This is a genomic window from Mesorhizobium sp. M1334 (assembly GCF_040317995.1).
Taxonomy (GTDB): domain Bacteria; phylum Pseudomonadota; class Alphaproteobacteria; order Rhizobiales; family Rhizobiaceae; genus Mesorhizobium.
Window position 1 is genome coordinate 25,457 of record NZ_JAMYLM010000011.1, and the last position, 13,720, is coordinate 39,176.

At 62.7% G+C, this 13,720-nt stretch carries 15 protein-coding genes; 4 read left to right on the forward strand and 11 right to left on the reverse strand.

All coding sequences use genetic code 11. The annotated features are described in order from the left end of the window. Positions 1 to 2: 2 nt before the first annotated feature. The 7 genes from lepB to rpoZ all read right to left on the reverse strand — a co-directional run bounded on the left by lepB (position 3) and on the right by rpoZ (position 5,879). Complete coding sequence (gene lepB, locus NKH17_RS19320; RefSeq protein WP_352508500.1) at positions 3 to 752, reverse strand: signal peptidase I; 750 nt, start codon at positions 750 to 752, stop codon at positions 3 to 5. 77 nt (positions 753 to 829) lie between these two features. Further along, complete coding sequence (gene acpS, locus NKH17_RS19325; RefSeq protein WP_254820193.1) at positions 830 to 1,243, reverse strand: holo-ACP synthase; 414 nt, start codon at positions 1,241 to 1,243, stop codon at positions 830 to 832. After that, entirely contained in the window at positions 1,240 to 1,821 is a 582-nt protein-coding gene (locus NKH17_RS19330; protein ID WP_254820192.1) for a DUF2062 domain-containing protein, read from the reverse strand. The genes acpS and NKH17_RS19330 overlap by 4 nt, the downstream gene beginning before the upstream one ends. Positions 1,822 to 2,052: 231 nt before the next feature. Further along, entirely contained in the window at positions 2,053 to 2,433 is a 381-nt protein-coding gene (locus NKH17_RS19335; protein WP_352480324.1) for a VOC family protein, read from the reverse strand. Between the two features lie 95 nt (positions 2,434 to 2,528). Next, positions 2,529 to 3,107 (reverse strand): orotate phosphoribosyltransferase, encoded by a 579-nt coding sequence (gene pyrE / locus NKH17_RS19340; protein ID WP_352508499.1) that lies wholly within the window; start codon positions 3,105 to 3,107, stop codon positions 2,529 to 2,531. A gap of 29 nt (positions 3,108 to 3,136) precedes the next feature. Beyond that, entirely contained in the window at positions 3,137 to 5,365 is a 2,229-nt protein-coding gene (locus NKH17_RS19345) for a RelA/SpoT family protein (protein ID WP_254820189.1), read from the reverse strand. Between the two features lie 112 nt (positions 5,366 to 5,477). Continuing rightward, positions 5,478 to 5,879 (reverse strand): DNA-directed RNA polymerase subunit omega, encoded by a 402-nt coding sequence (rpoZ, locus tag NKH17_RS19350; protein ID WP_352896891.1) that lies wholly within the window; start codon positions 5,877 to 5,879, stop codon positions 5,478 to 5,480. A 279-nt stretch (positions 5,880 to 6,158) separates the two neighbouring features. On the opposite strand from rpoZ, the gene NKH17_RS19355 reads away from it, so the two are divergent. After that, entirely contained in the window at positions 6,159 to 6,740 is a 582-nt protein-coding gene (locus NKH17_RS19355) for a LabA-like NYN domain-containing protein (RefSeq protein ID WP_023677774.1), read from the forward strand. Beyond that, positions 6,737 to 7,414, forward strand: a complete 678-nt coding sequence (locus NKH17_RS19360; RefSeq protein ID WP_352647302.1) for a uracil-DNA glycosylase — start codon at positions 6,737 to 6,739, stop codon at positions 7,412 to 7,414. Before NKH17_RS19355 ends, NKH17_RS19360 begins: the two co-directional genes overlap by 4 nt. 30 nt (positions 7,415 to 7,444) lie before the next feature. Here NKH17_RS19360 and NKH17_RS19365 read toward each other — a convergent pair whose 3' ends face one another. The 4 genes from NKH17_RS19365 to dapA all read right to left on the reverse strand — a co-directional run bounded on the left by NKH17_RS19365 (position 7,445) and on the right by dapA (position 10,293). Next, positions 7,445 to 7,576 carry a hypothetical protein gene (locus NKH17_RS19365; RefSeq protein WP_352508496.1) on the reverse strand — a complete coding sequence of 44 codons (132 nt, stop codon included), beginning with the start codon at positions 7,574 to 7,576 and terminating at the stop codon, positions 7,445 to 7,447. A 499-nt stretch (positions 7,577 to 8,075) separates the two neighbouring features. Next, positions 8,076 to 8,804 carry a glycoside hydrolase family 25 protein gene (locus tag NKH17_RS19370; protein WP_352647300.1) on the reverse strand — a complete coding sequence of 243 codons (729 nt, stop codon included), beginning with the start codon at positions 8,802 to 8,804 and terminating at the stop codon, positions 8,076 to 8,078. A 102-nt stretch (positions 8,805 to 8,906) separates the two neighbouring features. Further along, positions 8,907 to 9,386, reverse strand: coding sequence for an SsrA-binding protein SmpB (gene smpB, locus NKH17_RS19375; RefSeq protein ID WP_023768487.1), 480 nt, complete (start codon positions 9,384 to 9,386; stop codon positions 8,907 to 8,909). Positions 9,387 to 9,411: 25 nt separating this feature from the next. Continuing rightward, positions 9,412 to 10,293 (reverse strand): 4-hydroxy-tetrahydrodipicolinate synthase, encoded by an 882-nt coding sequence (gene dapA, locus NKH17_RS19380; RefSeq protein ID WP_352647295.1) that lies wholly within the window; start codon positions 10,291 to 10,293, stop codon positions 9,412 to 9,414. Positions 10,294 to 10,520: 227 nt separating this feature from the next. Here dapA and NKH17_RS19385 point away from each other — a divergent pair, with 227 nt between their 5' ends. Continuing rightward, positions 10,521 to 12,560 carry a lytic transglycosylase domain-containing protein gene (locus NKH17_RS19385; RefSeq protein WP_352896945.1) on the forward strand — a complete coding sequence of 680 codons (2,040 nt, stop codon included), beginning with the start codon at positions 10,521 to 10,523 and terminating at the stop codon, positions 12,558 to 12,560. Between the two features lie 223 nt (positions 12,561 to 12,783). Beyond that, complete coding sequence (locus tag NKH17_RS19390) at positions 12,784 to 13,674, forward strand: alpha/beta fold hydrolase (RefSeq protein ID WP_352647293.1); 891 nt, start codon at positions 12,784 to 12,786, stop codon at positions 13,672 to 13,674. The last annotated feature ends 46 nt before the right edge of the window (positions 13,675 to 13,720 follow it).

The window sequence follows — 13,720 nt, forward strand, 5'->3', positions numbered from 1 at the left end:
TCCTAATTGACGAAATGGAACAGGCGCGAGGCGCGCATCTGCGACGGCCATTTCCAGATTTCGAGCGGGCTGGCGCTGCCGCCGATCGAGAAGAAAATGAGGTTGGCGCGGCCGACCAAATTCTCGTCCGGCACGAAGCCGACGGTGAAGCGGCTGTCCGACGAGTTGTCGCGATTGTCGCCCATCATGAAATAGTGACCGGGCGGCACCTTGAACTCTTTGGTATTGTCGCCGATCGAAGCCTGCGTCAGGTCGAGCGTGTCGTAGCTGACGCCGTTCGGCAGCGTCTCGCGATAGACATCGACCGGCCCGTTCTCCTCGGTGATGTCGCGGTTGTCGATCTGCCCGACTTTGACGCGCGGCACGCCCACGTCGTTGATGAAGAGCTGGCCATCCTTGACCTGGATCTTGTCGCCCGGCAGGCCGACGACGCGCTTGATATAATCGACAGAAGGATCCGGCGGAAACTTGAACACCACCACGTCGCCGCGCTTCGGCTCGGAGCCCCAGATGCGGCCCGAAAAGATGTTCGGCCCGAACGGCAGCGAATAGCGGGAGAAGCCGTAGGACCACTTGGTGACGAAGAGATAGTCGCCTTCGAGCAAAGTCGGCCGCATCGACCCGGACGGGATCGAGAACGGCTGGAACAGGAGCGTGCGGATGACCAGCGCAAGCAGCAGGGCCTGGACGATGACGCTGACGGTTTCGCCAAGTCCACCGGATTTCTTCTGGGTTTTTTCAGCCACGCTCATGTCGTCCTCGATTGTGCGTTGGATGGTATAGAGTCTCGGCGCGCGCTGGGCAACGTCATGCCGGTGGTCAGATGCAATCAATGTGGCGCTTCTTCGACCGGCAACGCTTCAATGATCACAAAGGCTTGAGCGAGCGGAAAATCATCGGTTATGGTGAGGTGGATCACGGCTCGGTGCCTTTCAGGCAGGATTTCGTCCAGCCGCGCTGCCGCCCCGTTGGTGAGCGCCATGGTCGGCTTGCCGCTGGCCAGGTTGACGACCCCCATGTCACGCCAGAACACACCCTGCGCAAGACCGGTGCCCAACGCCTTGGCGCAGGCCTCCTTGGCGGCGAAACGCTTGGCGTAGGAGGCCGCACGCGCCGCGCGGTTTTCGGAGCGCGCCTGTTCGATCTCGGTGTAGATGCGTTGGATGAAGCGCTGACCGTGACGTTCCAACGACTTCTCGATGCGTCTGATGTCGATGAGATCGCTGCCGATACCGATAATCATTCGGCGGGAACTTCCGGCCCGGTTTTTCCAGCCTTTGCCGCTCTTTCGGCCAGACGCTTGCGGCGCTGCTCCTGGAAAGTGACCATGCCCCAGCGGGTGATGCCGTAAAACAGCAGCCCGAAAACCAGGCCGAGCGGTATTGCGCCAACCGTCATCGGCTTCAGTACCGGTCCCCACAATTGCGCGAAGGAAAGATTGTGCAGCATGTCGCCGAGATGGGCAGGCGGTCCGTGTGCCGGCAGGTGTTCATGCAGGATCAGCTTGCCGACCTCCCAGGAGGCGGCCCATAGCAGCGGAAACGTAAGGGGGTTGCCGAAGACCGTGCCGAGTGCTGCGGCAACCAGATTGCCGGCGATCAGCCAGCACAGGATGGCGGCAATGATGAAGTGGAAGCCAAGCGGGAAAAACGACGCGAATACGCCCGCCGCAACACCGGCGGCCACGGCATGCGGCGTGGCTCTAAGCCGCAGGATGCGCTTGGAAAAATACCGCAGCGAGCGCGAGAACGAGCGGCGCGGCCACAAATAAGTACGCACCCGCTCTAAGAAACCATCAGGCTTGCGCCGTCGAAAAAGCACTCTGTTCCTGTTCCTAGTTCCGTCAATAGCTTCACGCCGGCTTCTCCAGCCGGGCGCGACAGCCCCATGCTGCGCTCTGCGGTCGCCGAAAAGCAACTACGACTTTGATATAGCGATGCGCTGGCCGAAGAACAACGAGGCCGAGGGCATCCGCTCGGTGGTCGGTCGCGCCAGCCTTGGGTATCGCCGTTCTGAACAGGGCATGATCGCGGCGAATTTAAGGAGCGCCACTTAGGGTCGATATTCGCTGACCTCGACGAGGTTGCCGTCCGGGTCACGAAAATAGACCGACATCATCGCGCCACGAGCGCCGGCACGCTCGACCGGGCCGACCTCTATCACCACGCCATTGGCGGCGAGGTTGGCACATATCTCGGCGAGCGGACGGGCGGCAATCAAGCAGAAATCTCCGGAGCCCGGCGTCGGCGCCTTGGCCTTCGGCTCGAAGGTGTGCCCGACCTCATGCACATTGATCTTTTGCGTTCCAAACAGCAGCGCCGTCGGCCGGTCCGGCTCGTCGAGGCGCTTGAAGCCAAGCACGCGCTGATAGAAGGCGCAGGTGTCTTCAACGGAGCGAACCGTCAGCACGAAATGGTCGATACCAGCAATCACGGCAGCGCCTCTTGACTTGTTTTATGCATTTCTTTGTCCCAAGACCGCTGCACATGCTCGGTTCAAGCCCGAGGATAAGCTTTGGGCGACATGCATTAGATATTGCGGCTGCCCGGCTTGATCGCCGGTAGGGCGGCAAGCTCGGGCGGCAGCCTGTCGGCCGGATAGGCCGGAACCTCGTATTCGGCGAGCGCGATCAGCGGCACGCCGACATCGGTCTTGCCGGCCGAGCGGTCAATGATGCACGCAGCGGCAACGACATCGGCGCCAAGTGCGCGCAGACAGTCGATGGTCTCGCGGATCGACAGGCCGGTGGTGACGATGTCCTCGACAATGACGACGCGCGATCCCTTGGCGATCTCGAAGCGGCGCAGCCTGAATTCGCCCCCTTCCCGCTCGACCCAGATCGCCGGCACACCAAGATGGCGCGAGGTCTCATAGGCCGGGATCAGCCCGCCGATCGCCGGGCCGACGACGTAGTCGATCCTGCCGGGCACGCCAGTGCGGATCTTTTCGGCGAGCGCCTTGCACAAGCGCTCGGTCTTGTCGGCATGCATGAAAACGCGCGCCTTCTGCAGGAAGACCGGGCTGCGCAGGCCGGACGTCAGGATGAAATGCCCTTCAAGAACGGCGCCGGCCTCGCGGAAAATGCCCAGCACTTCGTCGGTGTTCATCTTCTGCCTCTTCCAACAAAGTTGGTGGTCTAGCCGTTGACGCGTCGCGCGTCGCTGACGCTCGAATTGTCCTTTAGCTGCGACAGCAGCCTGTTCAAGTGCTTGAGGTCCCACACTTCGAGATCGATCAGCATTTCGGTGAAATCGGGCGCGGTGCGCACCATCGACAAAGTGTGGATGTTGGCATCGTTGGATGCGACGACTTGCGCAATGTCGGCTAGCGAACCCGGCGCGTTGATGGCGGTGACCGAGACGCGCGCCGGGAACCGCTCCTTGGTGCGCTCGTCAATATCCCAGCGCACGTCGATCCAGCGCTCGGGCTGGTCGTCAAAGGCCTGCAACGCCGGCGACTGGATCGGATAGATGGTGATACCGGTTCCCGGCTGCACGATGCCGACGATGCGATCGCCTGGCACTGCCCCTTCCGGCGCGAAGCGCACCGGCAAATCGCCGCGCACACCGCGGATCGGCACCGCATCGTCGCGCGGCTGGTTTTTATCCTTGCGCGCGGCGCGGCCCGGAATCTGGAACAGCATGCCGGCGGCATTGCGGATCTTCGACCAGCCCTCCTCGCGCTGCTTGGGCGCGACCAGCGTGACGCGCTCGTCCTTGTAGTCGGGAAACACCGCCTTCATGACATCGGTGGAGGCAACTTCGCCTCGGCCGACCGCGGCCAGCACATCTTCGATGTCCTTGCGCGCCAGCCGGTGCAGCACCGGCTTCAGGCTTTCCTTGGTGAAGGTCTTGCCGGACCGTTCGAAGGCGCGCTCCAGAATGCGGATACCGAGACCTGAATATTGCTTTCGAATAGCGTTCTTGGTGGCGCGGCGGATGGCCGACCGCGCCTTGCCGGTAACCACCACCGATTCCCACGCCGCAGGCGGCACCTGCGCCTTCGAGCGGATGATCTCGACCTCGTCGCCGTTCTTCAGCTCCGTCATCAGCGGCATGATGCGGCCATTGACCTTGGCGCCGACGCAAGTGTCGCCGACATCGGTGTGGACGGCATAGGCAAAGTCGATCGGCGTGGCGCCGCGCGGCAGCGCGATCAGCATGCCCTTCGGCGTAAAGCAGAACACCTGGTCCTGGAACAGTTCCAGCTTGGTGTTTTCGAGGAAGTCCTCGGGGTTGTCGCCTTCGGCAAGCTGCTCGATGGTGCGCCGCAGCCAGGCATAGGCATTGGTTTCCTTCGAGATCGCATGGGCGGCACCATTCATCTTGCCGCCGGTATCCTTATAGATCGAATGAGCGGCGACGCCGTATTCGGCGATCTTGTTCATCTGGTAGGTGCGGATCTGCAATTCGACGCGCTGGCGCGACGGGCCGACGATGGTGGTGTGGATCGAGCGGTAGTCGTTCTGCTTCGGCGTGGAGATGTAGTCCTTGAAGCGGCCGGGCACCATCGACCAGGTCGTGTGGATGGCGCCGAGCGCCCGGTAGCAGTCCTCGACGGTATCGACGACGACGCGAAAGCCGAAGATGTCGGACAGTTGCTCGAACGACAACGCCTTGGCTTCCATCTTGCGGAACACCGACCACGGCTTCTTCTGCCGGCTCTTGACCTCGGCCTTGATCGAATATTTGTCGAACAGCGTGGAGAGCGCCTTCTCGATTTCGGACAGCACGCCCTTGTTGCGCTCGAAAATTTCGGCCAGCCGTGCGGTGACGGCGCGGTAGGCTTCCGGATTGATGAAGCGGAAGGCGATCTCCTCGAGCTCCTCGCGCATGCCTTGCATGCCCATGCGCCCGGCCAGCGGCGCATAGATATCCATCGTTTCCTCGGCGATGCGCAGGCGCTTGGCTTCCGGCACATGGTCGAGCGTGCGCATGTTGTGCAAGCGGTCGGCGAGCTTGACCAGCAGCACGCGAACGTCTTCCGAGATCGCCAGCAACAGCTTGCGCAGGTTCTCCGCCTGCTCGGCCTTTTTGGAGACGAGGTCGAGCTTCTTCAGCTTGGTCAAGCCTTCGACCAGCTTGCCCATTTCCGGGCCGAACAATTCGTCGATCTCGGCCCTGGTCGCCGTGGTGTCCTCGATCGTGTCATGCAGCAAGGCAACGGCGATCGTCGCCTCGTCCATATGCATTTCGGTAAGGATGGCGGCGACTTCGAGCGGATGCGAGAAATAGGGATCGCCGGAAGCACGCTTCTGGTGGCCATGCTTCTGCATGGCGTAGACATAGGCCTTGTTGAGCAGCGCCTCGTTGACGTCAGGCTTGTAGCGCTGGACGCGCTCGACAAGCTCGTACTGACGCATCATGGGCAGGATCTCGCAATGCTGAAATGAATCATGCGCCGCACTGGCCGTACGGCGCATGTCATAGATAGCCACGAAACCGCCGACGCGAAAGTGTCGGCAGTTGTCGCTAAGATCAATAATCGTCGCTTTTTTCCGGCGGCACCAGACCTTCGATGCCGGCCAACAGGTCTTCTTCGGTCATGCGATCGAAGGTGACGTTGTCCTCGGCGTCGTCGGGATCGGTGGCCGCAACGGCGCTGCCGGTCTGGTCGGCAATCGCCTCGCCATCGGCTTCCGGCTCATCGACCTCGACATGCTTCTGCAGCGAATGGATGAGATCTTCCTTGAGGTCGTCCGGTGACAGCGTCTCTTCGGCGATTTCGCGGAGCGCAACGACCGGGTTCTTGTCGTTGTCGCGCGGTACGGTGATCTGCGCGCCCTGGCTGATCTGACGGGCGCGGTGGCCGGCCAGGAGCACCAGCTCGAAGCGGTTGTCGACCTTGTCGATGCAATCTTCAACGGTTACGCGGGCCATGAGTTGCCCCTTTCATGCCTGGATTTGATGGAAAACAGGCGCGGTCCATAACCCGAACGCCGCCAAAACACAAGCTTTTATGGCGGCGCGCAGCTCTGACGCGGGCCGCCTGCGACGACACAGCGCCGATCACAATTGCTTGCGGTGCCGCATGGTGCCTTGGATTGCCGTAAAACTGGCGTTATCTCGAATGATGAAGGCCAACAGGTCTATTATCAGACCGGCCGATAGTCGCCACGCATTTAGACGATCGCTTATTTCGAAAAAGGACATTTTTCCATGTTCGATCCTCGTGAAAAAATCGCTCTCTTTATCGACGGTGCCAATCTCTACGCCACCTCGCGCGCACTGGGCTTCGACATCGACTACCGCAAACTTCTGGCGAGCTTCCAGAAACGCGGCTATCTGCTGCGCGCTTATTACTACACGGCGCTGGTCGAGGATCAGGAATACTCCTCGATACGGCCGCTGATCGACTGGCTCGATTATAACGGCTTCAAGGTGGTGACCAAACCGGCCAAGGAATTCACCGACTCGACCGGCCGGCGCAAGATCAAGGGCAATATGGATATCGAGCTGACCGTCGATGCGCTGGAGCTTGCCGACGTCGTCGACCATTATGTCATCTTTTCGGGCGACGGCGATTTCCGTACGCTGGTCGAGGCGCTGCAGCGGCGCGGGCGCAAGGTGTCGATCGTCTCGACGATGGCGTCGCAGCCGCCGATGATCTCCGACGATCTGCGCCGCCAGGCCGACCATTTCATTGACCTGATGACACTCAAGAACGAAGTCGGCCGCGATCCGTCGGAGCGGCCGGTGCGTCGGCCCGAACCGGCCGAAGTCGACGAGGAAGACTATTGACGGTCGTTGCCTTGACCGCGCCCCTGGTCGTCTCGCCCGAACCTGATCGCGATTGCCCGCTCTGCCCGCGGCTGCACGACTTCATCGCCGAGTGGCGGCGGCGCGAGCCGTCCTGGTTCAACGCGCCAGTGCCGACCTTTTTGCCGCCGGAAGGCGAGGATGCGGTGCGCTTGCTGATCGTCGGCCTGGCGCCTGGCCTGCGCGGGGCGAACCGGACGGGGCGCCCCTTCACCGGCGATTTTGCCGGCGACCTGCTCTACAACACGCTGATCGCGCACGGCTTTGCGCGCGGCGAATTCAAAGCGCGACCAGATGACGGGCTGGAGCTTGTCGGTTCGGCGATTACCAATGCGGTGCGCTGCGTGCCGCCGGATAACAAGCCGGTTGGCGCCGAGATAGCGACCTGCCGGACGTTCCTGGTACCGACGATTGCGCGGTTTCCAAATCTGCGCGCTGTGCTGGCGCTGGGCTCGATCGCGCACCAGTCGACCGTGCGGGCGCTCGGCCAACGCGTTGCCGCCTATCCGTTCCGGCATGGTGGGCAGCAGCAGGCCAATGGCATCACGCTGTTTTCCAGCTATCATTGCTCGCGCTACAACACCAATACCGGCGTGTTGACGGAAGCGATGTTCGTCGACGTCTTCAGTCAGATAGAAGCTTTTCTGAAGACATAGAGTCGGACGAGGCCCGCCAGGGCACGAGCCTTAGATTCGGGCGATCGCAAACAACCAGGCCAGGAGATCCAGCAACCACAGAAACAGTGCAAGCTGCAGCGCGACGCGCAGGCGTTGGATGATCCGCCAATTGCTGGCCATGTCGGATTTGATGCGCAGCAAGCGCTCATTGCATCCCGTCCACGGTTGCGGGAGGGTGCTGGTCGACGAAGTCCTGGGGCAGCTTCTTGGGATCGAAACGGAACGTATAGTTATAATACGGCCACAACATAATCGCGACCAGCAGTCCGATCAGAAAAAGCAACGTCAGTGCCAGCCAGTCCCAAGGCCCTACGCCATCCAGGAGCGCCCTGCCTCAAAGGAGAGAACTCGCGAACGCAGTTGCGAAAATCAGATTGCCGGCGCGCGTATTGAGACTTTCAACCACGCCCTGCTGGTGTTGGAGGCCACGCACCGCCTCCGCGTAGACAAATGCCAGGGGGGGGTCGCCGCCGTCCGCCGCTGCAGGCGGGGCGTTGCTGTCATTGGTCGATGAAGGGCGCTCCGGCATCAAATGTAGTTAGCACAGCGCCACCTGCGATATGAATAGCCACATTGGCGAAGGCTTCGTCGTTCCCGTCATCGCGCCACCGAGGGTGCTTTCGGGCGGACAGAAATAGTGTCAATCCGACGCCGTCGCTTCAGGCGCTGCGGCAAACATCGCTGCCAGCGTCGCCGGCCCGCCTTGGAGAACATTCAGGTCGACGTCGCCGCTGATCCCGTCGACGCGGCCCCGGTTGTGGTACTGCCAGTAAATCCAGTCGTCATGGCCTGGCCGCAGCGCCAGCGAACGCAGCCAGCGTGGGCGGCCGGCTACCTGCCCGGCATAGGCTTGGGCGGCTTCGTCGGTCACATAGAGGATGGCCGTCTTGCCGAACGCTGCTTCGACCGGGCCGAGGAAGGCTGAGAGTTCGGCGCTCAGCTGTTCGGGAGTTGGGCGCTGCGGGCAATTGCCGCCGAACTCGATGTCTACCACCGGCGGCAGCAAAGGCTGATCGCGCGGCACCACCGAGATGAAGTTGCGTGCCTGATCGGCACCGGGCCTGCAGAAGGTGAAAAAGTGATAGGCGCCGACGGCAAGGCCGGCGGCGCGGGCCGCATGCAAATTGCCCGCGAAGGCATCATCGACATGGTCGCCGCCTTCAGTTGCCTTGATAACGGCGAAGGCGACATCGTCGGCGGCAACACGCCGCCAGTCGATCTGCCGCTGATGGTGGGAAACGTCGATGCCCCTGACCGGATATTTGCCGCGATCCGGAGAAAACGTCTGAAAGTAGGTATAGCCGCCGGCCAGGATGAGGCCCGCCATGAGCAGACCGGCAGCACCCCACAAGACGATCCGGTTTTTCAACAGAGACCTATCCCCATTGGCCCGCCCTGCCCGCCGCCATGCTCCGGGCGTTCGTCGCTCGAAAAGCCAAATCATTGGCTTTTCGTCCGCTTCGGACCGCCCTCACCCTCGCTCTTTCAGCAGCCGGCCCTTCTCGCGCGACCAGTCGCGCTGCTTTTCGGTCTCGCGCTTGTCGTGCAGCTTCTTGCCGCGGCCAACGGCGAGCAGCAGCTTGGCACGGCCCTGGTCGTTGAAGTAGATCTTCAGCGGCACCAGCGTCATGCCTTCGCGGTCGACGCTTTGCGCCAGCTTGGCCATCTCGCGCTTGTTGAGCAGGAGTTTGCGGCGGCGGCGTGGCTCGTGGTTAAAGCGGTTGGCCTGCAGGTATTCCGGCAAATAGGAATTGATCAGCCAGATCTCGCCGCCCTCGACCGAGGCGTAGCTGTCCTGGATGTTGGCCTGGCCCTGGCGCAGCGACTTCACCTCGGTGCCGGTCAGCACAAGACCGGCCTCGATCGTGTCGAGCACCTCATAGGAAAACCGCGCCTTGCGGTTTTCCGCAACGGTCTTGTTGTTGGGATCGGCTTTTCTGACTTGATTCATGATGCGGAGAGGTGGCGCCTCATCCCTAGTTTATCAAGCCGGCGTGCTTCATCGCCGCGTCGATCTTCTCGGCGGTCGACGGCTCGACCGTCATTAGCGGCGAGCGCAGCACGTTTTCGACCTTGCCCAGCTTCGACAGCGCATATTTCGCGCCGGAAACGCCGGGCTCCATGAAAATCGCCTTATGCAGCGGCAACAGACGGTCCTGCAGGTCGAGCGCCTTGGCGCTGTCACCGGAAAGCGTTGCCTCCTGGAATTCGGCGCAGAGCCTGGGCGCGACATTTGCTGTCACCGAGATGCAACCGACACCGCCATGCGCGTTGAAGCCGAGTGCCGAGGCGTCTTCGCCGGAGAGCTGGATGAAATCCTTGCCGCAGGTGGCGCGCTGCTCTGAAACCCGCTCGACCTTGCCGGTGGCATCCTTGACGCCGACGATGTTCTTGAAGTCGTGCACCAATTGCCCCATCGTCTCCGGGCTCATGTCGACCACCGAGCGCGGTGGAATGTTGTAGATGATGATCGGCAGGCTGGTCGCCTTGGCGACGGCGGCGAAATGCGCATAGAGGCCGCGCTGCGTCGGCCTGTTGTAATAGGGCGTCACGACAAGGGCCGCGTCGGCGCCCGCCTTCTCGGCAAATTGAACCAGGCCGACCGCCTCTTCGGTGTTGTTGGAGCCGGCGCCTGCGACGACCGGAACCCGGCCCTTGGCGACCTCGATGCAAACCTTGACGACTTGGCGGTGCTCGTCATGCGACAGCGTCGGCGACTCGCCGGTGGTGCCGACCGGGACCACGCCCGTCGTGCCTTCGGCGATCTGCCAGGCTATGAACGCGCGAAAGGCTTTCTCGTCGAAACGGCCGCTCTTTTCGAACGGTGTGACGAGCGCGGTCAGCGAGCCTCTCAGCATGTCGTCCAACTCCTTGGGGCCTTTCGGGTTTTGTCGTGCGCGCCTTCTAGCCGAAAGCGAAGCGGCGCACCATAGTCTCGACATTGTTGCGCGGCAAGCATTGCGCCGGCAATCGCAATTCGAACGACCTCGACAAAGTTTTCTTTACGGGCCCTTCACCACCGACGAATAGGCTTCGGTTCAACTGTGCCTGTTGTAACGTCGAAGAACAGGAAATGACCAGATCCATGCCGGCCAGGCGGCCTCATCTTTTCGCGCTTTTCGGCGCGATCGTCGCGCTGATACCCGGCGCGGCGATCGGCGGCAGCGTCGATGTGCGGGTCACGTCGGCGATCCCGATGACGGCGCCGGACAACGATGCGCTGCAGCAGTCCCCGTTGCCGTCCGCCAGCGTTGCGGTGCTGAAGAGCGGTCTCGACGCGCTGGCGGCAAACGACATTCAGCGCGCGCGCCAGGTGCGCGAGGCGCTGCCGGCCAAATCGCTCGACCGGCACATCCTTGCCTGGGCGATAGCGCTCTATGGCGGCGACCAGGTGCCGAGCGGCGACATCGCCGATGCGGCGAAGATGCTGCCGAACTGGCCGGGCACGATCGCCTTGCGCAAGAACAGCGAGCGCGCGCTCTATCGCGAGAACCCCGTGCCACATGTCGTGGTGCGGGCGTTCGACGGGAGCCAGCCGCTGACCTTCGAGGGCGTGGTGATCCTGGCCCGCTCCTATGTAGCGCTGGGCGATACGAAGGCGGCGCGCTCGGTGCTGTCGCCATTCTGGCGCACCGAAAAGCTCGAAGCCAGGGACGAGGCGGCGGTCATCCGCGAGTTCGGCGCGCTGATCCCGGCCGCCGACCATCGCTTCCGCATGGAGCGCATGTTCTATGCCGACCGGGTCGCTTCGGCGCTGCGCGTCGCCGGTCTCGCCGGCGCCCAGCAATTGGCCGACGCCTGGACGGCAGTCACCAAAGGCGACAAGAACGCGGCCAAGCTGCTGAAGGCGGTGCCGACAGCGCAGCGGGCGGCGGGCTATCTCTTTGCCGAAGCCGAATATCTGCGCAAGCAGCAGAAATTTTCAGACGCTGCCGCGCTGGTGCTGAAGGCGCCGGGCGACCGTGACGCGCTGGTCGATCCGGACGCCTGGTGGGTCGAGCGCCGGGTGCTGTCGCGCGCGCTGGTCGACCAGGGCGACATGAAGACCGCCTACAGAATAGTCGCCGCGCACGCCGCCGAAAGTGCCGCCAATGCCGCCGAGGCGGAATTCCATGCCGGCTGGTACGCGCTACGCGGCCTCAACGATCCCGCCACCGCCGCGAAGCATTTTGCGCGAATCGCGGAGCTCGCCCAAGGGCCGATGTCGCTGTCGCGCGCCTATTACTGGCTCGGCCGCGCCGCCGAAGTCGGCGGGCCCGGCAATGCCAAGGATTATTTCAGCCGCGCCGCCAGCTACGGCACGACCTTTTACGGCCAGCTCGCCGGCGAGCGCGTCGGCCGGCAGACCCTCAACATCGTCTACCCCCAGCCAAGTGCCGTCGACCGCCGGAATTTTGCCACCCGCGAGGCGGTCAGCGCCATCAAGCGGCTGCAGGAGGCCGGCTATGACCGCTACGCCGAAACGCTCTACCGCGACCTTGCCGGGCAGCTGAACAGCCCCGGCGAACTGGCGCTGCTTGCGGCGCTGGCGGAAAGACAAGGCAACCATTTCATGGCGCTGAAGGTCGGCAAGATCGCCGGCGCCCGCGGCATCGACGTCGGCGCGCTGTCGCATCCGCTCGGCGTCATTCCCGACACCGCCAACATCACCGGCTCGGGCAAGGCGCTGGCCTATGCGATTGCCCGGCAGGAAAGCGAGTTCAACATCGGCGCTGTCTCCAGCGCCGGCGCGCGCGGACTGCTGCAGCTGATGCCGGGCACGGCCAAGCAATTGGCGAAGAAGGCCGGCATGACATTTTCTCAGGCCCGGCTGACCACCGATGCCGGCTACAATGCAACGCTGGGCGCTGCCTTTCTCGGCGAGCAGCTCGGCCGTTTCGATGGCTCCTACGTGCTGACCTTCGCAGGCTACAATGCCGGCCCCACCCGGGCCACCCAGTGGGTGGCGAAATACGGCGATCCGCGCGGCAAGGACGTCGACGCCATCGTCGACTGGATCGAGCGAATTCCCTATACGGAAACAAGAAGTTACGTCCAGCGCGTGATGGAGAACTACGAGGTCTACAAGATGCGTATCTCCGGCAAGTACGATATTGTCGGAGATCTGGTGAACGGCCGGGGGTGACGACATTCCTTTCCTTCTCCCCTTTGGGAGAAGGTGGATCGGCGCGCAGCGCCGAGACGGTTGAGGGGTGTTGGCCGGAGTGCCGGCGGTGCCAAGCTGGAACACCCCTCATCCGACCGAGCTTCGCTCGGCCACCTTCTCCCACAAACAAGGGGAGAAGGGGAAGCTAGTCTCGTCCCACCTGTAGCTGTCGGAAACGACCCGGACGAGGCAAGGGAATACCATGGCAAGCCAAGGCTTCTCCGACTTCTTCTACGCCGCGCCGGACGGGCTGTCCCTGCACGCCCGTATCTACGGCGAAGCGAATTCCGGCCATTGGCCAGTCGTTTGCCTGCCCGGCCTGACCCGCAATTGCCGTGATTTTCACGAATTGGCGTTTTTTCTGTCGGCACAGGCGAAGCGCAAGGTCGTCACCTTCGACTATCGCGGGCGTGGGCAGTCCGCCTACGATCCCGATATCGGCCACTACAATATCGGCATCGAAGCCGGCGATATTCTCGCTGGGTTGGCAGCACTTGGCATCGAGGAGGCTGATTTCATCGGCACGTCGCGCGGTGGATTGATCATCCATGTGCTCGGGGCGATGCGGCCGGCCGTGCTGAAGGCCATCGTCCTCAACGACATCGGCCCGGTGATCGAGTCGCAAGGTCTCGCCCATATCCGCTCCTACCTCGACCCCGCCCCAAGGCCGAAGACATACGCCGAGGTGGTCCGCGACCTGCGCAGCACCCATGGCGCGGATTTTCCGGCGCTGACCGATGCGGATTGGGAGCGGATGGCGTCAGCCCTCTACCGCGAGACCGAGGAAGGGTTCTTGCCCGATTTCGATCCTAAACTTGTCGAGACGCTAACGGGCCTCGATCCCACCCGGCCGCTGCCCGATCTGTGGCCGCAGTTCGAGGCGCTGGCGGCCATCCCGATGCTCGTCATACGCGGCGCCAATTCGAAGCTGCTGTCCGCCGAAACGCTCGAGCAAATGCGGACGCGCCATACCGATATCGAGACGATCACCGCCGACGGCCAGGGGCATGCACCGTTTCTGGAGTCCGGGATCCTGCCGGGCAGGATCGCTGGTTTTTTCGATCGGGCGGAGCGGGCGGGCGGTTGGAAGTAAGGCTCGAGAACTGAGGAATTTATTGGGCAGTGCTGCACCGACTTTG